Source organism: Cutibacterium porci, from assembly GCF_009696315.1.
GTDB classification, from domain to species: domain Bacteria; phylum Actinomycetota; class Actinomycetes; order Propionibacteriales; family Propionibacteriaceae; genus Cutibacterium; species Cutibacterium porci.
Genome location: NZ_VUMG01000002.1, coordinates 356,172 through 377,148, shown reverse-complemented (window position 1 = coordinate 377,148; position 20,977 = coordinate 356,172). Strand labels below are relative to the sequence as shown.

Sequence of the window (20,977 nt, the reverse complement as noted above, 5' to 3'; positions counted from 1 at the left end):
CTAAACCTGTCAGGCCTGCCCAATCTCGCTGAGCATGGTGGTGAACCAGGGCTGGGTGACGTCGAAAGGCTTGCCACCCTTGATGCGATCAAAGGCGATATTCGTTAACGTGTCGCCGTTCTCCTCATCCTCACCAATGACGCCGGCCTTACCAGCCAAGGCACAATCAACGGCGAGGTCGGTGCAGCGACCGATGAGTTCCAGATCAGCCTCATTAGATGCAGCTGAACGAGAGAAATAGCCAGATTTCTGGACCATGACCTTCTCGGCGCCGAGTTTTTCGGCGAACTGCTTGCCGAACCAAGCACCCGGGTTTACCTTGTCGAGCTTGACGTGGCCGAAGGGGTCACGTGGGACCTCCTGACCGTCCTTTTCCATCTCCGCAATGATGGCGTCTAAACCGGCACCCTCGGACAGAAAGATGGTGACGTTGCCTACCTCGTCCATAACCTTGTTCAGGCGTGCGGCCTCAGCCTCGAGGTCAATGTGGACCTCAGGAACATACACTGCGTGGACGTCCCACGCCTTCTTGGACAAGCCGATCTCAGGCAGCCACTGTTGGGTATCGAGCCACTCGCGGTACTTGGCAGCGGTGGCAGCGGTCAGCCAACCACAATTTCGCCCCATGACCTCGTGGACGATAAGCATACGTGATCCAGAGTTGTGTTCGCCAACGATGTTTTGAGCAAAGCGGGAGCCTTGCTCCGCAGCGGTCGACGCACCTAGTGACTGACGAATCGGAACGACATCGTTATCGATGGTCTTCGGCAGGCCAACAACCGTCAGGCCGTAATTATTCTCAGCAAGGTAAGCTGCCAGATCAGCGGCAGTCGTATTGGTGTCGTCACCACCGATAGTGTGCAGAACGTCAACCCCGTCGGCAACCAGACGGTCGGCAGCAACCTTGAGCGGGTCATCGCCCTCAGCAACGAGACCGCGCTTAACGAGGTCAGCGGCGTTCGTTAGTTTAACGCGAGAATTACCAATCGGGGAACCACCAAAATGTTTGAGGATCTCGGCATTCTTACGGACAGTGTCGGTGACTTCGAGGAAGTCTCCCTTGAGTAGGCCCTCGTAGCCGTGCTTGTAGGCGATGATCTCAACATCGGGTGCTACTTCGGTGTAGCGCTGGATCAATCCACTAATGGCAGTGGACAGGCAAGGCGCAAATCCACCCGCAGTGAGGAGTGCGACCTTCTTGACGGTCATGGGGAAACCTTTCTTTCGTTGTCTAGGGTGACCCTGATAAGCCTACGGCACGGGCTGAAACATCACACCGCGGTCCCGAAAAGTCAACCCTTGCCAGATTAGTTGTCGGCGTGCTGATCTGCTGGCATGACGATACATTCCTCGCGCAATCAGGGCCTGCACCCGTCACACCTGCGATGCGGTGTCCCTGTCCCACGGCGCAGCGAAGATCGCGGTGTCAGCTTGTCCGTTCTGGTCACTATGATGCTGCCAGTCCTCCTCGTCGCTGCCGGTGTCGCGGTCGATGGTGCAGAGCGGGCTCGGGCAACTCGTGTTGCTCATACTGTGGCCGCTGAGGCGGCCCGAGCTGGCTGCGAGGAAGGATCTGCGGCACAACTTGTCGGCCAAGATGGATCCGGAGCTGCCCGTGCAGCGGCAGAGCTTTCCGCGCGAGCGGCGAAAGCTGACAGATTAAGCCAGCTTGTTATTACTGTCGACGGGGATGCCGTCAGCGTCGTGACGGAGGTGACCCGGCCTACCCGTTTGCTGGCCCTTATCGGTCTAACTGAAGTACATGGTCAGGCGAGCGAAGTGTGCACGCTGGTGGCCCGCTAAGCCTGTTGCGGCGTTACGATAGCGAAGTGTCCAGATATTTCCCAGTTCACCCGGAAAATCCGCAGCAACGTTCTCTCAACCAGGTCGTCAATATCCTGCGCGATGGTGGTCTGATCGCATACCCGACAGATACGGGTTACGCTTTTGGTGCGGGGCTGGGGAATAAGAGCGCCTTGGACCGGATTCGCAAAATTCGTCAGTTATCCGACAAGCATCACTTCACGCTCGTCATGAGCCAGTTTGCTCAGGTGGGCCAGTACGTCCAGATGGATAATTGGGTGTTCCGTGCCGTCAAGGCCGCTATTCCTGGGAGATATACTTTCATTCTTAAGGCTACTCGTGACGTACCAAAAGTTATGCTGCACCCACGAAAGAAAACCGTCGGGGTGCGTGTTCCTGAGCATGTGACGGCTCTGGCCCTACTTGAAACTCTCAATGAACCCATTGTCTCCTCGACCCTCATGCTGCCTGGTCAAGACACACCAATGGTCGATGGATGGCAGATTCAAGACGAGATCGGTGACCGCCTTGATGCTGTCCTCGATTCGGGAGATTGTGGCACTGAGCCAACCACAGTGGTTGACTTCACTTCCGGAGAGGCGGTTATCACTCGTCGAGGCGCAGGGGACCCCTCGATTTTTGAATGACGCCATGGCGGATATGGCCGATTGAGGAAAAGGTGTACACGAGTGCTTGGTGTGATGGGGGCTATGGAGGATGAGGTACGCCTCATTCGAGCTGACCTTGACGAGGTCGAAGAGCTTGATGGTTCGTGCGAATTGCTGCGCGGACGGCTAGACGGTACTGCTGTCGTGCTTGCCCAATGTGGAATAGGAAAAGTGAATACCGCGTTGGCTGCCTCGGCAATGGTTCAGGCTGGCGCGACGAGCATTGTTTTCACCGGAGTCGCAGGGGCCGTTGCTGCCGGGTTAAAGATAGGTGACGTCGTCGTCGGTAATCGATTTATCCAGCATGATGCTGACGACACCGCGTTTGGTCACCCGATTGGGGTTGTTCCTGGCGAACCTCCGTTCTGGGAGCCCGATCCTGATCTTTTCGCCACCGTGTTCGATGCGGTGCGTACCCTTGACGAGCCTCGCGGCCATCGAGTGGTGGCAGGGACGATCGTTAGTGGAGACCAGTTCATCGCTCAGGCCGAGAAGGTTGCGTGGTTGCGCGCCACGTTTGAGGCTAGCGCTGTTGAAATGGAAGGTGCGGCACTAGCGCAGGCAGCCCACCATCTCGGTGTGCCCTTCGCTGTGGTGCGGATTCTGTCGGATTCTGGCGACGGCGACGCGGCAGTGGATTTCCCAGCATTTCTCAACGATGCCGCACATCGTGGCCGCGATCTCGCGCACGTGCTAGCTCGCGTGTTGCGAGTCTGACAGACGCGGTTAGGCCTTCACAAGGAGAGCTCCAGGCGCCACGCGGGTTCTCATTGTCGTCACCGTTCCCACCGGGTCACCATCAACTTCTGCCAGGATAGGTCCCGAACCAGAGATGACGAGGGCAGTGCGCGATGTCGCGTGGCGCACTAGGTGGTGGCCGTGACGGTGGCGGGTGACAAAGTGATTGAGGACGGCAGCCCAACCGACAATGCCATGAGGAGACAGCGTCAGGACGTCGAGGGTTCCGTCATCAATGCGGCCATCGGGTACGAGGTCGACGCCACCTGGCAATACTGAGCAGTTGCAGACCAGCACTGTTCGCGCTCGAGTGACGGCAGAGCGACGACCATCGACGCTTGTCCGAGCCTGGAACCCCGGCTGAACCAAGGCCAAAGTGCCTGCGGCAACATAGGCTAGCCAGCCGACTTTTTCCTTAAGGCGGTCCCGGGTACCGGCCATCGTCTGGGCGTCCATTCCCATTCCGATGATGACGGTGAAACAGATTTCCTCGGACTCGTCAAAGCGAACATAGCCCAGATCGATTGCCCTGACCGGGCGAGATAACGTAGCTTCGAGGGAAGCCGTGAGATCGGTATGCGGCAGATTAAGGTTACGGGCTAAGAGGTTCCCGGTACCCATCCCAAGGATGCCCATGGGAACCCCGGTGTTGGCCAAGCCGGCAGCGACATGACGGATGGTGCCGTCGCCCCCAAGTGCCAAGACGAGCTCGGCTCCCTCATCGACAGCCTTGCGTGCTAGCCCCTCGCCGTAATCACTGGGCGTGGTAGCGAGGAACACAGGGGTGACGCCGTAATGTTCCTGGCACTTACTGGTAATGAGGTCGCGCCAGCCGGGGTTGTTTCGCGTCTTGACGGAATTGTGGACGACCGCCACCTTGCGCGGCTGAGATGTCTGCACGGCGCTAGCCTAGGGCATCGCGCTGCAACTGTCTGTGCCACTACACGTCGGCCCAGCACTGACCCGTGGGCGTAAGGTTGACGTCGCGGCCCAGCAGCTCGGATAGGTCAAGGGCCATCTGATCTCCCAGGCCTGCACGGCACGTCAATGTCATCACGGATCCTTCAGCGGTGTACTCCACATTGGTGACATGGTGCCCGGCGGCACGGATAATGCCCTCCTCGTGGCCGGCTTGGCGCAGGCTCATCGTGGTCGTAAAGGCGTCCATCATGATGCGTCGGTGGAATTCGGCACTTGCAAGGGCATGGCCGACGGCGTTTCCATAGGCTCGGGTGAGACCTCCGGCTCCCAGCTTGATGCCGCCGAACCACCGGCTGGTGACGGCGACAACATCGGATAGATCTGGATGTCCTGCCGGGCTTGCCGCTGCGAGGGCCGTCAAGGTTGGCATTCCCGCCGTGCCAGCGGGTTCTCCATCGTCGCTGCATCGCTGCATTTGACGATGTGGTCCTAGGAGGAAGGCGAAGACGTGGTGACGGGCGTCATGGCCGTCGTGACGGGCTCGGTCGATAACTTCCCGTGCCTCATCCTCGCTAGTCACCCGTACCAATCTGGTGAGGAACACGGATCGCTTGATCTCGATTGTGGCTTCAACTGGGCCTGCTAGGACGCTGTATTCGTTCATCTGACCCCCGGTAGAGAGGTCACCATATCCATCCGAATCTTTTCCACGTCGTTGGCGACGCTGTGGGCGTCAAGGTTCTGGCTTGAGATGGGCGGCAGACCCGTAATGAAAATGGCGATGTCGGCCAGCACTCGCCGTGCCCACGGGACTGGCTCATCATTGGTGTGCCAACACACTGAAAGCAGGTCGTAGCCGGTCTCGGTGACAGTGCGGTCTACCTTTGACCAGTCCTGTAAAGCCTGGGGAGCATCAGGGCGGGTTGCCGACAGGAGAGCTGAGCCGCGAATGAGCTCGTGGACCATTTGGTTTCGTTCGACCTGGGCCTGTGGGGTCATGTGCTCTCCCCGAGACAAGGACCTTAGCACCGGCATCATTGAGCGAAGAGTTCGGCGATATTGGCTTCGTACCAGCAACACTGGGGCGCGTCGACCGACGACGTAGATGGTGATAATGCCGACTGCCAAGCCCACTATGGTCTCGACAATGCGGTCTTGGGCGAGCTGGTACATTTCACCAGGTTTTGTTATGGGCGTCATGAAAAGTGCAAAGCAGGTAATGAAGATGCAGGCGAGGCCATAATTGCGCGTCACCAGCGCTTGCATGCACCACAGAAATATCAGGATAAGACCAACCTGGATCCAGCCGGATGGGCCGAATGCGGCGATCGCTAAATACAGACCAAGGCCGACGACGGTACCAAGCACCCGGTGGATGGCACGGATAGTCATGTCTGAGTGAGTTGCATCCATGTGCATCATAATGAGGACGCTCAAGACTGCCCAGTATGGGTGGCCGAACGGTAGCAAGATCATGAGCAAAGAAGCAAAGAAGACGCCGATGGCCGCGCGCAGAGCCACCATAGTTGGGCGCGATCCTCGCTCAAGCGCCGTTCGCAGCAGGTAACTGGTTTTGGGACGACCGAGCGGAGTCCAATCAACGTGATCGGGTAGCGAGAGATCAGTCGAGGGGAAGGCTTCCAACCGCAGCTGGTGCTCGAGTCGCATATGAGCGGTGATGAGGCGGGCGCGCAGATCAGATAATTCAGACATCTCGGACGGGTTATCTGCGCCGGAGGAGTGACCGTCGTTATATGCCCACCATGCTCGATGAATTGCCGCGTGAGCAGCTGAGCGTAACCGGGCAACCTCGTGGCTGTCGGCATCGTCATTAGGTTCGCAGTAAGCATTGACTGCGCTTTCGGCCTTCTCAACGGCAGCGCGGACAGGGCGATGCGGACAGATGAGGATGATGATCATCGAGACTGCGGCGGCGATCAGAAAGGATGGCACCGTAGCGATGAATACAGTGCTCACCGTCCAGCCATGACTGGCCATATAGGCGCCGAATGCGGCTGCGAAGAGAATATTGAGTGGGCCAGGCGGACCCAATTGAAGTGCATGCCAGACCCAAACGACGACGAGGCTCCAGCCCGCAAGGATAAGTGGTAAAAACCACTCAATTCGCACTGATAGCAGGCCAAGGCATTGCGAAAAAACTGTTGCGATGCCGACCCCGAGGAGGATCCGGGCTCGTGACAAGGGAGCATTGTTGACGCCGGCTAAGGCGCCCATCGCTCCCATCATGCCCATCGCCGCATGGGTCGGGCTGACGATAAGACCCATGGTGACGAGGGATACGGCCATCGGGGTGATGAGGACGATCGCCTGGCGGTTGCGTCCAGGGGCGGGGCGGATTGTGACGAGCTTGCGCAGCAGCTGCCAAGGTTTCGCCGGCTGGTTTGCTTTGCTCATGCGCGGCCCATAGCGGTGCTTGTCGTTGGTCGTCCCATGGTGGCTGTCGTGGACCACCCAGTATCAACATCGGTAATTGTCGCGGTAACCATGCCGGTTTCGAAAATGGTGTACGTCTCCTCAATGATGTGACCGTTATCTATTTCATGCACCTCGACGTGGTCGGCGTCGAGTTCAGCGTTGTGGTCTTGCAGAACCTCGTCAAAAGGAAATACGACCGTGGCGAAGGGAATGAGGTCGCCCACTGGCGCGCCGTTGGGATCAGTTCGAGAGAATTCGACAAAACGAAAGACGCCAATGTTGTGTCGGCAGCGGTACTTGCGAGTAATGGTGGTCGTCCCCGATAGGCGGGTGCTTTGATCGATGAGGACATCGAACCCGATCCCACGTCCAGACTCTGTCTCACGGAAAACACCGAAGCCACGAGATAGGCGATCGCGAATGCCGAGGGTATCGGCGTCTGCCGCGATAGCTAAACCGATAGCGGTTGCTGACGTCGGATTAGGGGAGCGATGCACGCGTCGACCAAATAGTTCACGCAATCGGCGCGGCACGAGGGGTAAGGATGTTGCTCCGCCGACGAGGTGGATGCCGGCTACGTCTGAGTCGGTGCTGCTGAGCAGGGAAGATAGCGGCGCCATCGCCTCAATCGTGCGATCTATCAGGGGCTGGCACGCTGTGGCCACCTCAGATACCGGAATGCGTAGCGTCGTTGTATCTAGGTCGACGAGAAGGTTGCGCGATTGGGGGCGCAAGGATTCTTTAGCGAGCCGACAAGCTTCCACAAGGTCGGCACGAGCAACCGTCATCTGGCCAAGGTGACTGGCCGCGAGATCAGCAAGAACTTCGTCGAAATCATCACCACCGAGGTCGTTGAGACCGACGGAGTCAAGCACTTCCGGGCTTTGACCAGCCATATTGACTAAGGATGCGTCGAAGGTGCCACCACCCAGGTCGTAGATGATCACCCGGGTGCGTTTGGAGTTGAGGTTGCGGGCATGACGCAAAGCGAACTCCAACCCGGCGGCCGAAGGCTCATTGACGAGGCCAAGGACCTCGATTCCGGCTTGCCTTGCTGCATCCATCGTCACGAGCCGCTGCCCGGTATGAGAGTGGGTGGGAACGCCAAGGACGGCGCGGTGCGGGCCGGGAACGTCGATGCAGTCGATCACATGCCTCAAGAAGTCAGCCCACACGTCGACTAATGGAATCTCCATATCGGCGATGTGGACGAGGGTTGACGGTCCGGCTCCAGGCTCCGCAAGCAGTCGCTTCACTGAGCGTACGCCTGGAGCTCCGTCGGCCATAGCCTGGCGGGCCTCGAAACCATGGACAAGGGACCCATCGACGGCAGCGGTAACGCTGGGTAGCTGGTCGTGTGAGTCACCTTCGGTGTCAAGAAAGGGCAGTAGGGGGTGGTTTCCATCATCAACAGCAGCCACCGCAGTGTAGGTGGTTCCTAAGTCGATTCCCAGATCCATGCTCGGCAGTTTAGGCTTGGGGTCCGACACCCCCGTCAGTCGTCTGTATCGCCGCCGCGGCGGGGACGATAGTCAGGTTTCGCGTCGTCGGTATTCTCATCACTGCTGCGTCTGGGAGCTGAGCCTTGAGCGTCGGCATCGGAAGCGTCGTTAGGACTGTCATCGATCGAACGCAAAAAATCCTCGACCTCGGCCCCGATATCTTCAGCATTGGGAACAGCAACTTGTGTTGTTCCGAGCTCTCGCTGGGCAATCCGGGAATCGTATTGCTCCTCGAGAGCACGGAGCATGGCTTTGAGCTCTTCAGAATTGTTGACCTGGGTGTCAATTTCGGCTCGGACAGTATTGGCAGCAACGGCTAACGAGTCGATAGGCAGTGCTAAACCAGTGGCCCCTCGCAATGCCTCTACAAGGGCGCGGGCGGACTCGGGGTAATCCAGATCCGCCAAGTAGTGGGGCACATGGGAGGCGAGCCCGATAACGGCGTGATGTGTTTCGCCTAACCGCTGACCGAGTACAACCGGAAAGGAGGCTGGCACTTGAATGCGACCGAAAGGAGACGTCGTTCCCAAGATCAGTTCAGGTCGTGATGCCCAGCGCGTGACCATGGCGGGGCGGGTGTGAGGGGTCGGTATCGGTATTGAATCGGTAATGACCGTCAGCCGGATTTTCAGCGAGTCGACGAGACTCGTCAGCGACGAGACCAACGATTCCCAGCCGAGAGCTGGTTCAGGGCCGTCCAAGACAAGAAATGCTTGGCCGAATTGATCGGTGACCTCGTGGAGTACAAGGCGGGGAGGCTTGTAGCCCTCGAAATGATCTGTGTCGAAAATGATGGGTTGACGGGAATCGCGATGATCTAGTAACAGATCGATGTCGAATTCTCCGAGCTCGTGATGAGGAAGCTGGGAGAAGATGGCGTCGCGCACCCGTGCCTGAACTAGGCCGGTGTCGCCAAATGATTGCACCAGAGTGATAAGGGCGGACACCTCCTGATCGGGGCCCACAATTCCGGGATGCCAGGTGAAGCTATTGCTCTGCCGATCCATGGGCGTCCTCCTTTCCATCGGGGGCAGGTTGATATAACACCGTGAGTCCTCACTCTATTCCGTTGTACCTGTCGGTAGCCTGACCGCGTCGCCACTCGACCGAAGGATGGATTACATGAGGATGACGCGCCGAGCAATAATCGCGGTCACCGCAGCAGGGCTGTCATTGCTCGCCGGGTGTTCCCACACCGGTGGCGCGGTGCCTGGGGTCAGTGACACTCCCTGGTGGATGGCCTCACCGTCTGCCAAGACTACCCGCCCCTCGTCTGCTCCGCAGGCTGCTGGCCCGGCGCCGACGACGACTACTCCGGCTCCCGCGGCAGGCAGTGGTCCGTGCGGGTATGCCGTGGCAGGCAAGGCTGCTCGTCCAGTTGATATGCCACCTTCGGACAACCTTGAGAGGTCTGGATCCACCACCGTCACTCTCACGATTAATGACGCTCCGGTAGTGCTGACGGTTGATCGCGCACTGGCCCCGTGCGCTGCAAATGCGTTCATTTCGTTGGCTGAGCAGGGGTATTACAACGACACATCGTGTCACAAACTGACGACGGGAGATGCTAAGTATCTTCAGTGCGGTGATCCCTCTGGAACTGGGAACGGTGGTCCGGGATATTCATTCCCGATTGAGCCGGGGAATAGGACGGGAGGATCAGTGAGCGCCGGAACTCTTGCTCTCGTTGCTGATTCTCAGCATCGGCTGGGTTCGCAATTTGTCCTGATCTATGGTGCTTCTAAACTATCGGATTCGTTCTCTGTCATAGGAACTATCGATAAGGATGGCGTCAATAGTATTTCCGAAATTGCTGATAAAGGACTAGCTGACGATGGTTCATCCCCAAAGATTGACACGAAGATTAGCTCAGTCGTGATGGGCTGATGCTCATGCAATGATGCCTCTTAACCAGTTATGCTTCGCGGCACCGTGACAAGAATGCTGCTAGTACTTGTACGAAGACTCCAGGTTGGTCTGAATGTACCCAATGGCCGGAATTCTTAACACGAATTCGACGCACTTGGGGAAAAAGCTCGTGCATAGCTTGCGAATGATCGGGGCCGACATAGTCTGATTGCTCGGCAGTAATCCACAGCACTGGACCATTCCAGGTTGAAGCGACCGATGGCCAAGCACCGATATCGGACAGCCCGTTACCCAACAAATCGAGGTTCATCTGCCAATACCAGCGTTCATTCTCGCCAGTTTCATGGCGCAAGTTTTGCAATAGAAACTGTCGGACAGTCGGGTCAGGAACCCGAGAAGACATGTGTTCTTCGGCTTGTCGACGGGTTGATAATTCCGCCAGATTGATCGACGTCATTGCATTGACAAGAGGCGCGAGCCGGGTAAGCCGAGAATCGACCGGTGCCATGTCAACGACAGTAAGACTGTGGGCCAGATCGGGGTGGTCGAGGACCGTCCGCATGACAACTTTGCCCCCCATCGAGTGACCGAGCAGATGTACTGGACGGTTCCCACTGGTGGCTTTCACGGTCGCGGCCAGGGCGTTGGCCATATCGGGATACGACAGCGTCGTCGTCCAGGGGGATCGGCCATGGTTAGGCAGGTCAACGAGGATGCAACGGTAGGCGTCGGGGTCAGTCGCGAGAAGATCCTTGGCAACTCGAGTGAAGTTCTTCCCCTGTCCAAAGACCCCATGGCACCAATACACGTCTTGACGACCGTCTCCGAGGATGGTCATATGAAGCTCTTTCATAAGCGCGACCTCCAACACCCGGTATGCCAGTGACGACGCTCCTCGACCGGGGACTGAGAGAACATCGACGGTTCGTGTGGCCAGGCAACGATATGGGGGGTCCCTGGCTGGACTGGGTGCAAACACCCCGGACAGGTATACACCTTGAGTGCTCGGCTGGCGGGCACGGCCCGCACGACGTACTGGCCGTCTCTCTTCTGCTCAGAGTGTGGGTGACTTACCGCGTTGAGGGGCCGGTGTGGACGCTGCCACTTGCGCGAACCATGATGACGACCCATGGGCTCCATTGTGCCTCAACTCGTGCTGGAGACGACAACGCTGAGAAGCTGACCTGGCCCAGGTAGAGTTCTTCACCGTGCGTCTCGTCATTGCTCCATGCCAGGTCGACTACACCGGCCGTCTCACTGCCCACTTGCCGTGGGCTAAGCGACTCATCGTCGTCAAATCAGATAACTCGATAAGCGTCCACGCTGATGATCGGGCATACAAGCCGTTGAACTGGATGAGTTCGCCATGCACGCTCACGATACGTCCCTGCGATGAAACCACCACCGCTATCGGCGCGGAAGAGATCTGGGAGGTTGATGCCCCAACCGGCGACCACCTTCAGATCCTGGTGGGCCCGAAGGTGCTTGACGTCACTGAGGAACTAGGTGTTGATCCGGGCTTGCAGAAGGACGGGGTAGAAGCTCATCTGCAGGAATTGTTGGCTGACAATCCTGACGCCTTGGGTGATGGTTGGTCGCTTGTCCGTCGGGAGTACATGACGCCTATCGGCCCTGTCGATCTGCTGTGTCGCGATGCTGAAGGAGTGTATGTCGCCGTTGAGGTTAAGAGGCGCGGCGAGATGGACGGGGTGGAGCAGCTCACCCGGTATCTGGACCTCCTCAATCGAGATCATTTGCTGGGGGATCGGGTGAGAGGGGTATTCGCCGCGCAAAAGATCAAACCGCAGGCGCGCACATTGGCCACTGATCGCGGTATCGAATGTGTGACTGTTGATTACGACGCGTTGCGTGGCTTGGACCATCCAGAGGATCGCCTTTTCTGATGCTAGGAGGCATGGAAAGCCTCACAGCATCAGCGTCACGTACCAATCAGTTTTCCTTGGGAAGGACCTGGGTTTTCTCGGTGTCCGATTCGTCGTTAGCAGGAGCGTCGCTGGGCTGGTCAGGCTTACCGTCGGTCACCGCAGGAATAACCTGGGTGCGTTGGTTGGCCGGATCGGTGTGAGGGGTAGCGTCCTTGCCGTCGTCGGCCTGTGTGTCGTTGGCTGTGTGGGGACGTGTCTGGCCTGATTGGTTCGCTACCGGCTTACGTTGAGCCTGTGAACCGTTGGCACCAATGACGATAGTGGCGTCATCGTCGGTCGCCTCCTCTGCCTGCTCGGACTTGGCGAAGGGATCAGCGTCGGGGTAAGCGCTTTCGGCTTCTCCGGCTAGTGCCTTGAGGTTATTGAGCTGTGCAATGACAGCTTGCTTGCGCTGCAACAGAGCCGCAGTTTCGCGCTCGAGTTGTTCTTTACGCCAGGCATACTGCTCTTCGAGACGTTCTTTCATCATGGCGGCCTGACGGTGGGCGGTCGCGATGCGGTTTTCGGCGTCACGGGCAGCCTGGTTACGAGTGGTCTCGGCTTCTTCTAGTGCGCTCTGACGAATGGCGTCGGCTTCTTGAGTGCGCTTAGCAACAGTGTCGCTGCTGGCTTGCTCATGGGCGGTAGCTTGCTCAAGCAATTGTGTGATTTTGGCGGAGGCCTCGTCGTGATTGATGCGTGCCTCGTTCGTGATGCTTTCGGCATCTTTGCGCGCCGTGCTCGTGATGGTCGCAGCCTCCGAACGAGCCCTATCGAGGATCTGAGCGGCCTGGGCGCGAGCGTTCTGGTCGATGGTGGCAGCCTTGGTACGCGCTTCAGTAAGGATGGCTTCGGCATGAGTACCGGCCTGCTCGACGATGGTGCGGGCTTGAAGGCGGGCTTGCTCGATTGCGGTCTGGGAATCCTTAGCTGCCTGATCGCGTAATTCGCGCTGGTTGGCTAGTCCGGCCACCCGGATGTCATCAGCCTCGGTTTGGGCTGCGGACCGCATATCGGCTGCAACTCGTCGGCCCTCCTCCTTGATGCGTTCGGCTTCGTGACCGGCCATCGCGACGATGTCTTTAGCCTGGGCCTCGGCGGCGGTGAGGATTTCCGTTGCGTGTACCCCCAGACGTTTGAAATCAGTCTGAGTGGCCTCTGCTTGGGCTTGAGAGACCTGTCCGCGAAGGTGTCTCGTGAGTTGCTTGAGGGTTGATACCTGCTGCTCAATCTCTCGGACGTAGTTGTCGACGCTGGTGCGGTCATAACCCCACATCGAATGGGTGAAACTACCGGCCGCGCTGGCGGTGTCGTCGAAGAGGTTGAGTCCGGTCTCTTCGTCGAACTGGCCGTCAGAAACGTCTTTTGTGCTCACCGATGGTCCCCTTCCAATAGGTAGCTTCAACGGTACCAATGGAAACGGAATAACAACCGTGCAACTCACCGGGATGAGACAGGCCCCAGGGGTTACTGGGAATGATCCCTGGGGCCTTTACCGAAGCGGTGTGACGTCAGTCCTTGTAGGGCATGCCGCCGGCCGGGGGCTCGGTAATTTCAATAAGGAGACCGCCGGTGTGCTTGGGGTGAAGGAAGATGACGCGGGAACCAGCGGTTCCGGTGGAGGGCTCACCGGTGAATACAGCTCCGCGTTCCTTGAGGGTAGCGATCGTCTTGTCCAAGTCGTAGGTGCGGTAGCACACCTGCTGAATCATGTTCTTGTTCTTGGAAATGTACTTGCCAATGGTGCTGTCCTCGCTGAGCGGAGCGAGCAGCTGGACGACGGTCGATTCCTCGCCACGCTTACCAGTGCCGAGCATGGCTTCCTCAACGCCATGCCCCTCATTCTTCTCGCGGAAGAGCACTCGGAAGCCCAGGACATCGCAGTGATACTTGATGGCCTCATCCATGTCTTTGACGGCGAAACCGACGTGGTCAATACACGCAAAGGGATCGTTGTTAAAGTTCTCCATGCCCTCATCCTTGCACTATTGACCAACGAGCCGTCAGGCGGGGTGGGCAATCCGCAGAACTCCAGGGCGTGGTACTGACGCAGCCCAATGGTGCATCCGAATTAGATCATGGGCCCGCACAGTTCACCGACTGAGGCAGTGGACTTGGGAAGGTCATGTCGATTCTCCTCGGCGTTGCGCGTGGTCAACAGGCCGCTCGAGCGTCGAGAATAGCGATGAAGCGCCCCTGTGCCCTCCCTGGGCCGCGTGCCGAGCAAGGAGCCTTAGTGAACGTGAAGAAGACAATCCACACGGTTATCGTCGTGTTTCTGGTCGTATTCTGCCTGTACTACGTCTTCACGGATCCAAACGGCACAGCTCAGGTGATCCGTGGTTTCTTTAGTGGACTGTTTGGGTTCATCCGAGCGCTGGGAGGGCAATCCTGACCTTGCCCGACATGATCCGTCGATTCCTCGACCCCGATGTCGACCGTCACCTGCTGGTGAGTGAAGGCGAATACGTTATAGACGAAGTACCCAAGCACTGGATCGTGCTCGTGCTACCGGCTCTCGCTATGGTCCTTGCGATGCTGCTTTTTACTTCTATGATTTTTGCGCAGCAGTGGTGGGGCGTTCCTTTCCTTATGGGAGTAGCCATGGCGACGTGGGGAGCACTCCGCTTTCATCTTGACCATATGGACCGCTTCGTCATTACGAATATGCGGGTGTTTCGTGTGCACGGGATTTTCGATCAACACCTGGCTACGATGCCGATGACGCGCATTCTTGATATTTCTGTCAAGCAGCCCTTTCTAGGACGGCTACTTGGCTATGGGCACTTCATTTTTGAGTCGGCAGCGCAGGATCAAGGTCTGCGAGAAATTGACTACGTGGGTAATCCAGAGGAGCGCGATTTGACGATTCAGCGGGTAATTCAGGTTGCTGGTTTGCGGACCAACCTGGCTCATCCGCGATGACGCACCACGTCTCCCCGACAATGTCGACCTTGCCGAGGAGACGTGGGACGGGGGTGCTCAGCCTTTGAGAGCTTGATCGACGATGTGGCGGGCCTCATTCTGCACAGTGGCTAAATGGTCGGCGTCACGCAGGGACTCGGCGTAGATCTTGTATTTGTTTTCGGTGCCGGATGGGCGGGCTGCGAACCAGGCATTCTCGGTCATAACCTTGATGCCACCGATAGCTGCACCATTGCCTGTCGCCTTAGTAAGGATCTTTTCGATTTTCTCGCCCGCGATGGTGTCTGCACGGACATCGTCGGGAGAGAGGGCCTTGAGGCGGGCCTTCTGCTCACGGCTGGCGTCGGCGTCAATACGAGCGTAGTAAGACTTGCCGAAGCGATTCTCTAGGTCGGCGTAATGCTCAGATGGGGAGCGGCCCGTGACGGCCTTAATCTCACTAGCGAGCAGGGCGAGCAGGATGCCGTCCTTGTCGGTGGTCCAAGTCCGACCGTCGAGGTCAAGGAAGGACGCCCCGGCTGACTCCTCACCACCAAAACCGATGTCGCCGCGCATCAGGCCAGGCACGAACCACTTGAAACCGACCGGCACTTCGACGAGGCGACGCCCCAGGTCAGCTGCCACCTTGTCGATGAGGGAGGAGCTCACCAGGGTTTTGCCAATCCCAGCGTCAGGGCTCCATCCGGGTCGATGAGCGAAGAGATAACCAATCGCCACAGCTAGGTAGGCGTTCGGGTTCATGAGGCCGGCATCCGGGGTGACAATTCCGTGACGGTCAGAATCGGCGTCATTTCCCGTGGCGATGTCGTATGCATCCTTATTCGCAATGAGAGATGCCATTGCTGATGGGGAGGAGCAGTCCATCCGGATCTTGCCGTCGGTATCGAGGGTCATGAATTGCCACGTCGGGTCTACCTTGGGATTGACGACCGTCAGGTCAATGCCGAGGTGGTCAGCGATGTACTCCCAATACTGGACCGAAGCGCCGCCAAGCGGATCGGCACCTACATGGACGCCTGCCTCGTCAATAGCATCGAGGTCTATGGCATTGCGCAAATCATCACAATATGCGCTGCGGTAGTCATAGCGGGAGACCTCGTCGCGCACCTGTCCATAGGGTTTGCGGCGGATTCCTGATGGATCAGCGAGCAATTCATTGGCGCGGTCAGCGATCCAACCGGTGGCATCAGTGTCGGCCGGGCCGCCGTGCGGAGGGTTGTACTTGAATCCGCCGTCGCGCGGTGGGTTGTGGGAGGGGGTGACGACGATCCCGTCAGCCTGGCGTCCCTCGCTCAAGCGGTTATGAACAATGATGGCTCGCGAGACCGCTGGAGTCGGCGTCCACTCGTCGTCGTGCTCAGCAATAACCTCGACATCATTGGCACGCAGAACCTCTATGGCTGTCGTCCACGCCGGCATAGATAGGGCATGGGTGTCCTTACCAATGAATAGCGGGCCATCAATTCCCTGGGAGGCGCGGTATTCCACGATCGCTTGGGTCGTGGCGGCGATGTGGGCATCGTTGAAGGCGCCGTCGAGCGAGGATCCGCGGTGCCCCGAGGTGCCGAAAACGACCATTTGGTCGGGGTTCGAAGGGTCTGGGGAAACGTCGTAATAGGCCGACAACACGGCATCGACGTCAATGAGATCGGATTCCTGGGCAGGTTTCCCAGCACGTTCATGAGCCATGACGCCATTGTCTCACTGAGCGCTGTGTCACGATAGGCCACCGCAGGAAACAGCATCCTTTGGTCGGTGTCGGTACGTGGTCGTGAATCATCTCAGTGAGACCCGTGCCGTGAATCTGGTTGAATGGATGACATGTCTTCTGACTCGATTCATCGTCACGATGCCGTCGATCTGTCTGGCTTGGCCGCTGCAGCCGGGTCTGCCACCTCTTCTGCTGGACCGACCGCCCACGCTGGTCACACAACCGCAAGGACGTGGGTGGTTGAAGGTACCGAGGAGAACTTCAACTCGCTACTGCAAAAATCGGTGCAGCACCCGGTGCTGGTGGAATTCACGACGCCGAAGGCTCACGGTGCCGAACAGATGGAGTCGGTTCTACGCCGCGTTACCGACGAAGCGGCCGGAAAGTGGTTGTTGGTTCACGTCGATATTGACGCCCAGCCCCGACTGGCCCAGAGCTTAGGGATTCAGGCGGTCCCCATGCTTGTCGCTGTCATTGGTGGTCAGCTCGCCCCGCTGGCTCAAGGAACCATAGATGAGCAGCAGTTCCGCCAGATCACCGAACAAGTCATCCAGGCGGCGACCTCTGCGGGGATGGTGGGACGCGCAGAACCTGTCACGGTAGAGGTAGACAACGAGGAATCGGTCGGCCCTGACCCTCGTACCGTCGAAGCTGAAAAGCTTATAGAGGCTGGCAAGTTCGACGAAGCTGTCGCAGCATACGACACATTACTGGCTTCGGATCCGAACGATCCAGTCCTCATCGCTGGTCGTAACGGAGCAGCGTTGCTTGGACGACTGGACGGTAAAGACCCCGCTGCCTTGTTGGACGCTGCCCAACGTCATCCAGATGACGTTGACGCCCAGTTAGCAGCCGCTGATGTGGAACTCATGGGGGGACGCGCCGCTGAGGCATTCAACCGGATCATTGAGGTCGTGCGAACCCACCGCGATGACGAGCGCGAGACTGCACGTACCCGTCTACTCGACCTTTTTGCGATGGTCGGGCAATCTGACCCTGACGTTGCCGCAGCTCGTCGTTCGTTAGCAGCCGCATTGTTCTAAAGCCTTCATGGGCTGGGGCGGGTGATCTCGATGGGCCTGCCTCAGCCAACAAGACTGGTGAGCTGCCGACGATCTCGAGCAATGTCTTGGGGGCGTATTGAGATGACCGTTCCCCGACTTGGTGAATAGCATGGTGGTTATGGACTCGACCCCCCTCGAAGAGAAGTTCCATGCCGTGCTGTTTGACCTTGATGGCGTCCTTACTCCCACCGCGCTCATCCATATGCGCGCTTGGCAGGAGATGTTCAACGAGGAGTTGTCTCGGCATCAAGACCAGTCTCCCTATACTGACGATGACTATTTCGCCTACGTCGATGGCAAACCCCGATATGACGGGGTGCGCGACTTCCTCGCTAGTCGTGGCATCACCCTGGCAGAGGGCACCCCATCTGACAGCCCTGACACCCATACGATTTGTGGGCTAGGCAATCGTAAGAACGATCTTTTCACCGCGGTGCTGGCTCGCGACGGTATCCAGCCTTATCCAGGCTCCCGCCGCTGGGTACATGTGCTACATGAGCATGGTGTTGCGATGGCAGTGGTCTCGTCATCGCGCAATGCGGCGGCAGTGCTTGAGGCTGCCGGACTGGCTGCAGATTTCCCGGTGCTCGTCGACGGTAATCGGTCGAAGGCTGAAGGACTGCCTGGTAAGCCTGCTCCCGACACGTACCTCAGAGGAGCGGAGCTCCTTGGTGTGCCCGCTGAGCAGTGCATTGTCGTTGAGGATGCGGTGTCGGGAGTACGTGCGGGAGCTGCCGGGGGATTCGGGATGGTGCTCGGGGTCAATCGTGGCGTCGGGGGTGATCGGCTGCGTGAAGCCGGTGCTGATCGAGTAGTAAATGACCTGGACGAGATGGCTGAGGAGATGGCATGACGCGGATAGGCGTCGACCCGATGGATCGATGGCGCTTTCCTGACGATCCTTGGGCGATTGTCGAGACGGCTCCGAGTACCAGTGATTTAGGAACCACCGAGACACTGTTTTCGGTTGGTAATGGATATCTCGGTATGCGTGGTAACCCTTCCGAAGGCCGGGATTCTTTTAGCCACGGAACGTACATCAACGGGTTCCATGAAATATGGGATATTCATCACGCTGAGAATGCTTACGGTTTCGCGCGTACCGGTCAAACGATTGTCAATGTCCCGGACGCTAAGCTGATGAAACTCTATGTGGACGATGAGCCGCTGCTGCTCAGCGTCAATGAGATCCAGTCGTATAAACGCTGGATTGACTTTCGTGAGGGTGTTTTGCGTCGCGAGCTTGTGTGGCGCACTCCGGCGGGCAAGCTGCTACGGGTCGCCACGTCGCGGATGGTCTCGTTCACTCACCGGCACATGGCGCTTATTAGCATTGAGGTGACGATGCTTGAAGGTGACGCCCCCATCGTCGTCAGCTCGCAGATTCTTAACCGTCAAGACGGCATGGACGAGTATCATGTTCGGCCTGATGATGCCGAAAAGGGGGACGATCCTCGTCAGGCCCGTAAATTTACCGATAAAGTGCTGATTCCACAGAAGGATTGGCATTCTGATAAGCGGATGATCCTAGGATTCCGCACCGCGCGCTCAGGAATGACCCTGGCTGTAGGGGCTGATCACGAGATCACGACGGATAATGAATACGTCTCTCTCATTGATACCGAGCCTGGGATTGGGAAGCGGGTGTATCGCATTGAGGCTACCCAGGGCCGACCCATTCATATCGATAAGGCCGTGGCGTACCACACGTCTCGTGGTGTGCCGGTGCATGAGCTCTTTGATCGGGTGCGGCGCAGTTTAGACCGGGTGCGTGAGCAGGGACATGGTGTCTATTACGATGAACAGCGTGCCTGGCTCAGTGATTATTGGGCGACGGCGGATGTCGAAGTTGAAGGTGCCCCAACTGGTATTCAGCAGGCTGTCAGATGGAACCTCTTCCAAATCGCTCAAGCATCTGCTCGTGCCGATCAACTTGGTATTCCGGCAAAGGGTGTGACCGGTTCGGGCTATGAGGGGCACTATTTCTGGGATACCGAAGTTTACGTGATCCCGATGCTGACCTACACCCATCCACGAATTGCCGAGAATGCGTTGCGGTTTCGGGTGAACACCCTTCCCCAAGCCCGACGACGGGCTGAGGAATTGTCTGAACGAGGGGCCCTCTTTCCGTGGCGTACTATTACTGGAGAAGAGGCGTCAGCGTATTATGCGGCTGGTACAGCTCAGTACCACATCAACGCTGATATCGTTCATGCAATTATGAACCATGCCCGGGCGACCGGAGATAAGACTTTTCTCTTCAGAGACGCTGCGCCGGTTCTCGTCGAGACCGCTCGCATGTGGGCTGATTTGGGGTTCTGGCGCATTAACGGTGGTCGAGAGTTCCACATCCATGGAGTTACTGGGCCTGACGAATACACAACCGTTGTCAACAACAATCTCTATACCAACGTCATGGCAAGGGCTAACCTCATTGATGCCGCCGGTGTCATGAGGCGGATGCGTGACGAGGACCCATTGTGGTACGAGCATCTATGTTCGGAACTGGATCTCAGCGAAGATGAAGTTGGTGGCTGGGAAGAGTGTGCCGCTGGGATGGTCATTCCCTTTGACGATACTTTCGGTATCCATCCCCAGGACGACCAATTCCTTTCACGTGAGCTATGGGACCTTAAAAACACCCCTGATGACAAGCGGCCATTGCTCTTGCATTATCACCCGTTGGTGATCTACCGATTCCAGGTGCTTAAGCAGGCAGACGTCGTGCTGGCTTTGTTCCTGCAAGGAGATCAGTTCACGCAGGCCGTTAAGCTCGCAGACTTCGAGTATTACGATCCGATCACCACAGGCGATTCGAGTCTGTCAGCTGTGGTTCAGTCGGTGATGGCAGCAGAAGTTGGGCATCAGGAGATGGCCATGGACTACTTCCTCGATGCTCTGTTTTGCGACCTGGCAGATACCCATCACAACGCCTCAGACGGAGTCCACGTTGCCTCGACTGGTGGCGTGTGGGGATGTCTTGTGCATGGCTTCGTCGGTATGCGTAATGATCGGGAGAACCTGCGTTTCGACCCGAGGCTTCCGGCCCAGTGGACGTCGATCAAGCACCACATGCTCATTGGCGACTCTCACATGCTCGTCTATCTGGAACGTGACACCATCACCTTCCAGATCCTTTCGGGACATGACCGCGACGTGACGGTGCGCGGCGAGCTTTACCACATTGGAGCCGAGCCGGTGAGGGTGCCGTTGTCCGATCAGGGGCCGTTGCGTCCCAGCTTGAGGGCTACCCATCCGATCTCGGGTTTGCGTCGGGCCGATGGTTCCCTCATTACTGCTGAGGTTCCTGGCAGCATTGCTGAGACGATCGTCTCGTCTCCGATCCCGAGAGACTGAGAACAATAGCGGGGGCCGATGATCTCGGCCCCCGCTATGTCATAGGTACTCATAGCGA

General features: G+C 57.9%; 20 protein-coding genes. 10 read left to right on the top strand and 10 right to left on the bottom strand.

Annotated elements, in window-relative coordinates; all coding sequences use genetic code 11:
• Nucleotides 1-9: 9 nt before the first annotated feature.
• Nucleotides 10-1,209, bottom strand: a complete 1,200-nt coding sequence (locus FYJ43_RS05685) for a pyrophosphate--fructose-6-phosphate 1-phosphotransferase (protein WP_154562806.1) — start codon at nucleotides 1,207-1,209, stop codon at nucleotides 10-12.
• Between the two features lie 243 nt (nucleotides 1,210-1,452).
• On the opposite strand from FYJ43_RS05685, the gene FYJ43_RS05680 reads away from it, so the two are divergent.
• The 3 genes from FYJ43_RS05680 to FYJ43_RS05670 are packed head-to-tail and all read left to right on the top strand — an operon-like array spanning nucleotide 1,453 to nucleotide 3,188.
• A complete protein-coding gene (locus FYJ43_RS05680; RefSeq protein ID WP_195839929.1) occupies nucleotides 1,453-1,803 on the top strand; it encodes a hypothetical protein in 351 nt (116 codons plus the stop codon).
• A 26-nt stretch (nucleotides 1,804-1,829) separates the two neighbouring features.
• Entirely contained in the window at nucleotides 1,830-2,450 is a 621-nt protein-coding gene (locus tag FYJ43_RS05675) for an L-threonylcarbamoyladenylate synthase (RefSeq protein ID WP_326833378.1), read from the top strand.
• 42 nt (nucleotides 2,451-2,492) lie between these two features.
• Nucleotides 2,493-3,188: a 5'-methylthioadenosine/adenosylhomocysteine nucleosidase gene (locus tag FYJ43_RS05670; RefSeq protein WP_456064348.1), complete on the top strand. Its 696-nt coding sequence runs from the start codon at nucleotides 2,493-2,495 to the stop codon at nucleotides 3,186-3,188.
• A gap of 9 nt (nucleotides 3,189-3,197) precedes the next feature.
• Here the strand turns inward: FYJ43_RS05670 and FYJ43_RS05665 are convergent, their stop codons facing one another.
• The 5 genes from FYJ43_RS05665 to FYJ43_RS05645 are packed head-to-tail and all read right to left on the bottom strand — an operon-like array spanning nucleotide 3,198 to nucleotide 9,075.
• Nucleotides 3,198-4,109 (bottom strand): diacylglycerol/lipid kinase family protein, encoded by a 912-nt coding sequence (locus FYJ43_RS05665; RefSeq protein ID WP_326833377.1) that lies wholly within the window; start codon nucleotides 4,107-4,109, stop codon nucleotides 3,198-3,200.
• 40 nt (nucleotides 4,110-4,149) lie between these two features.
• Nucleotides 4,150-4,794, bottom strand: coding sequence for an IMPACT family protein (locus tag FYJ43_RS05660; RefSeq protein ID WP_154562805.1), 645 nt, complete (start codon nucleotides 4,792-4,794; stop codon nucleotides 4,150-4,152).
• Nucleotides 4,791-6,545 (bottom strand): FUSC family protein, encoded by a 1,755-nt coding sequence (locus FYJ43_RS05655; RefSeq protein ID WP_154562803.1) that lies wholly within the window; start codon nucleotides 6,543-6,545, stop codon nucleotides 4,791-4,793. Before FYJ43_RS05655 ends, FYJ43_RS05660 begins: the two co-directional genes overlap by 4 nt.
• A complete protein-coding gene (locus FYJ43_RS05650; RefSeq protein WP_154562801.1) occupies nucleotides 6,542-8,026 on the bottom strand; it encodes an Hsp70 family protein in 1,485 nt (494 codons plus the stop codon). The genes FYJ43_RS05655 and FYJ43_RS05650 overlap by 4 nt, the downstream gene beginning before the upstream one ends.
• A gap of 35 nt (nucleotides 8,027-8,061) precedes the next feature.
• Nucleotides 8,062-9,075, bottom strand: coding sequence for a PAC2 family protein (locus FYJ43_RS05645; RefSeq protein ID WP_154562799.1), 1,014 nt, complete (start codon nucleotides 9,073-9,075; stop codon nucleotides 8,062-8,064).
• A 376-nt stretch (nucleotides 9,076-9,451) separates the two neighbouring features.
• Between FYJ43_RS05645 and FYJ43_RS05640 the strand changes: the two genes are divergently transcribed.
• Nucleotides 9,452-9,955, top strand: coding sequence for a peptidylprolyl isomerase (locus FYJ43_RS05640; protein ID WP_154563408.1), 504 nt, complete (start codon nucleotides 9,452-9,454; stop codon nucleotides 9,953-9,955).
• A 28-nt stretch (nucleotides 9,956-9,983) separates the two neighbouring features.
• Here the strand turns inward: FYJ43_RS05640 and FYJ43_RS05635 are convergent, their stop codons facing one another.
• Nucleotides 9,984-10,790 carry an alpha/beta fold hydrolase gene (locus FYJ43_RS05635; RefSeq protein WP_154562797.1) on the bottom strand — a complete coding sequence of 269 codons (807 nt, stop codon included), beginning with the start codon at nucleotides 10,788-10,790 and terminating at the stop codon, nucleotides 9,984-9,986.
• Between the two features lie 355 nt (nucleotides 10,791-11,145).
• On the opposite strand from FYJ43_RS05635, the gene nucS reads away from it, so the two are divergent.
• Nucleotides 11,146-11,841: an endonuclease NucS gene (nucS, locus tag FYJ43_RS05630; RefSeq protein WP_326833376.1), complete on the top strand. Its 696-nt coding sequence runs from the start codon at nucleotides 11,146-11,148 to the stop codon at nucleotides 11,839-11,841.
• Between the two features lie 46 nt (nucleotides 11,842-11,887).
• Here nucS and FYJ43_RS05625 read toward each other — a convergent pair whose 3' ends face one another.
• Both FYJ43_RS05625 and FYJ43_RS05620 read right to left on the bottom strand, forming a co-directional pair.
• Nucleotides 11,888-13,237, bottom strand: coding sequence for a DivIVA domain-containing protein (locus tag FYJ43_RS05625; RefSeq protein WP_326833375.1), 1,350 nt, complete (start codon nucleotides 13,235-13,237; stop codon nucleotides 11,888-11,890).
• A 136-nt stretch (nucleotides 13,238-13,373) separates the two neighbouring features.
• Complete coding sequence (locus FYJ43_RS05620; protein WP_154562791.1) at nucleotides 13,374-13,832, bottom strand: VOC family protein; 459 nt, start codon at nucleotides 13,830-13,832, stop codon at nucleotides 13,374-13,376.
• 272 nt (nucleotides 13,833-14,104) lie between these two features.
• Between FYJ43_RS05620 and FYJ43_RS05615 the strand changes: the two genes are divergently transcribed.
• Nucleotides 14,105-14,257, top strand: coding sequence for a hypothetical protein (locus FYJ43_RS05615; RefSeq protein ID WP_229771677.1), 153 nt, complete (start codon nucleotides 14,105-14,107; stop codon nucleotides 14,255-14,257).
• A gap of 2 nt (nucleotides 14,258-14,259) precedes the next feature.
• Nucleotides 14,260-14,787, top strand: a complete 528-nt coding sequence (locus FYJ43_RS05610; RefSeq protein WP_154562787.1) for a PH domain-containing protein — start codon at nucleotides 14,260-14,262, stop codon at nucleotides 14,785-14,787.
• 57 nt (nucleotides 14,788-14,844) lie between these two features.
• Here FYJ43_RS05610 and pgm read toward each other — a convergent pair whose 3' ends face one another.
• Nucleotides 14,845-16,476 carry a phosphoglucomutase (alpha-D-glucose-1,6-bisphosphate-dependent) gene (gene pgm / locus FYJ43_RS05605; protein ID WP_154562785.1) on the bottom strand — a complete coding sequence of 544 codons (1,632 nt, stop codon included), beginning with the start codon at nucleotides 16,474-16,476 and terminating at the stop codon, nucleotides 14,845-14,847.
• A gap of 123 nt (nucleotides 16,477-16,599) precedes the next feature.
• On the opposite strand from pgm, the gene FYJ43_RS05600 reads away from it, so the two are divergent.
• From FYJ43_RS05600 to FYJ43_RS05590, 3 genes are all read left to right on the top strand, one after another.
• Nucleotides 16,600-17,541: a tetratricopeptide repeat protein gene (locus FYJ43_RS05600; protein ID WP_154562783.1), complete on the top strand. Its 942-nt coding sequence runs from the start codon at nucleotides 16,600-16,602 to the stop codon at nucleotides 17,539-17,541.
• Nucleotides 17,542-17,671: 130 nt separating this feature from the next.
• Nucleotides 17,672-18,415: an HAD family hydrolase gene (locus tag FYJ43_RS05595; RefSeq protein ID WP_154562781.1), complete on the top strand. Its 744-nt coding sequence runs from the start codon at nucleotides 17,672-17,674 to the stop codon at nucleotides 18,413-18,415.
• The gene (locus tag FYJ43_RS05590) at nucleotides 18,412-20,919 is read left to right on the top strand and encodes a glycoside hydrolase family 65 protein (RefSeq protein ID WP_154562779.1); all 2,508 of its coding nucleotides are present in this window, start codon (nucleotides 18,412-18,414) and stop codon (nucleotides 20,917-20,919) included. The genes FYJ43_RS05595 and FYJ43_RS05590 overlap by 4 nt, the downstream gene beginning before the upstream one ends.
• Nucleotides 20,920-20,977: the final 58 nt, after the last annotated feature.

Excerpts from the sequence above, each read along its gene's own strand:
- pgm (WP_154562785.1), bottom strand. The coding sequence starts at position 16,476 with ATGGCTCATGAACGTGCTGGGAAACCTGCCCAGGAATCCGATCTCATT.
- FYJ43_RS05635 (WP_154562797.1), bottom strand. The coding sequence starts at position 10,790 with ATGAAAGAGCTTCATATGACCATCCTCGGAGACGGTCGTCAAGACGTG.
- FYJ43_RS05650 (WP_154562801.1), bottom strand. The coding sequence starts at position 8,026 with ATGGATCTGGGAATCGACTTAGGAACCACCTACACTGCGGTGGCTGCT.
- FYJ43_RS05620 (WP_154562791.1), bottom strand. The coding sequence starts at position 13,832 with ATGGAGAACTTTAACAACGATCCCTTTGCGTGTATTGACCACGTCGGT.
- FYJ43_RS05600 (WP_154562783.1), top strand. The coding sequence starts at position 16,600 with ATGGATGACATGTCTTCTGACTCGATTCATCGTCACGATGCCGTCGAT.
- FYJ43_RS05655 (WP_154562803.1), bottom strand. The coding sequence starts at position 6,545 with ATGAGCAAAGCAAACCAGCCGGCGAAACCTTGGCAGCTGCTGCGCAAG.
- FYJ43_RS05680 (WP_195839929.1), top strand. The coding sequence starts at position 1,453 with ATGCTGCCAGTCCTCCTCGTCGCTGCCGGTGTCGCGGTCGATGGTGCA.
- FYJ43_RS05660 (WP_154562805.1), bottom strand. The coding sequence starts at position 4,794 with ATGAACGAATACAGCGTCCTAGCAGGCCCAGTTGAAGCCACAATCGAG.
- FYJ43_RS05645 (WP_154562799.1), bottom strand. The coding sequence starts at position 9,075 with ATGGATCGGCAGAGCAATAGCTTCACCTGGCATCCCGGAATTGTGGGC.
- FYJ43_RS05595 (WP_154562781.1), top strand. The coding sequence starts at position 17,672 with ATGGTGGTTATGGACTCGACCCCCCTCGAAGAGAAGTTCCATGCCGTG.
- FYJ43_RS05640 (WP_154563408.1), top strand. The coding sequence starts at position 9,452 with ATGCCACCTTCGGACAACCTTGAGAGGTCTGGATCCACCACCGTCACT.
- FYJ43_RS05590 (WP_154562779.1), top strand. The coding sequence starts at position 18,412 with ATGACGCGGATAGGCGTCGACCCGATGGATCGATGGCGCTTTCCTGAC.
- FYJ43_RS05685 (WP_154562806.1), bottom strand. The coding sequence starts at position 1,209 with ATGACCGTCAAGAAGGTCGCACTCCTCACTGCGGGTGGATTTGCGCCT.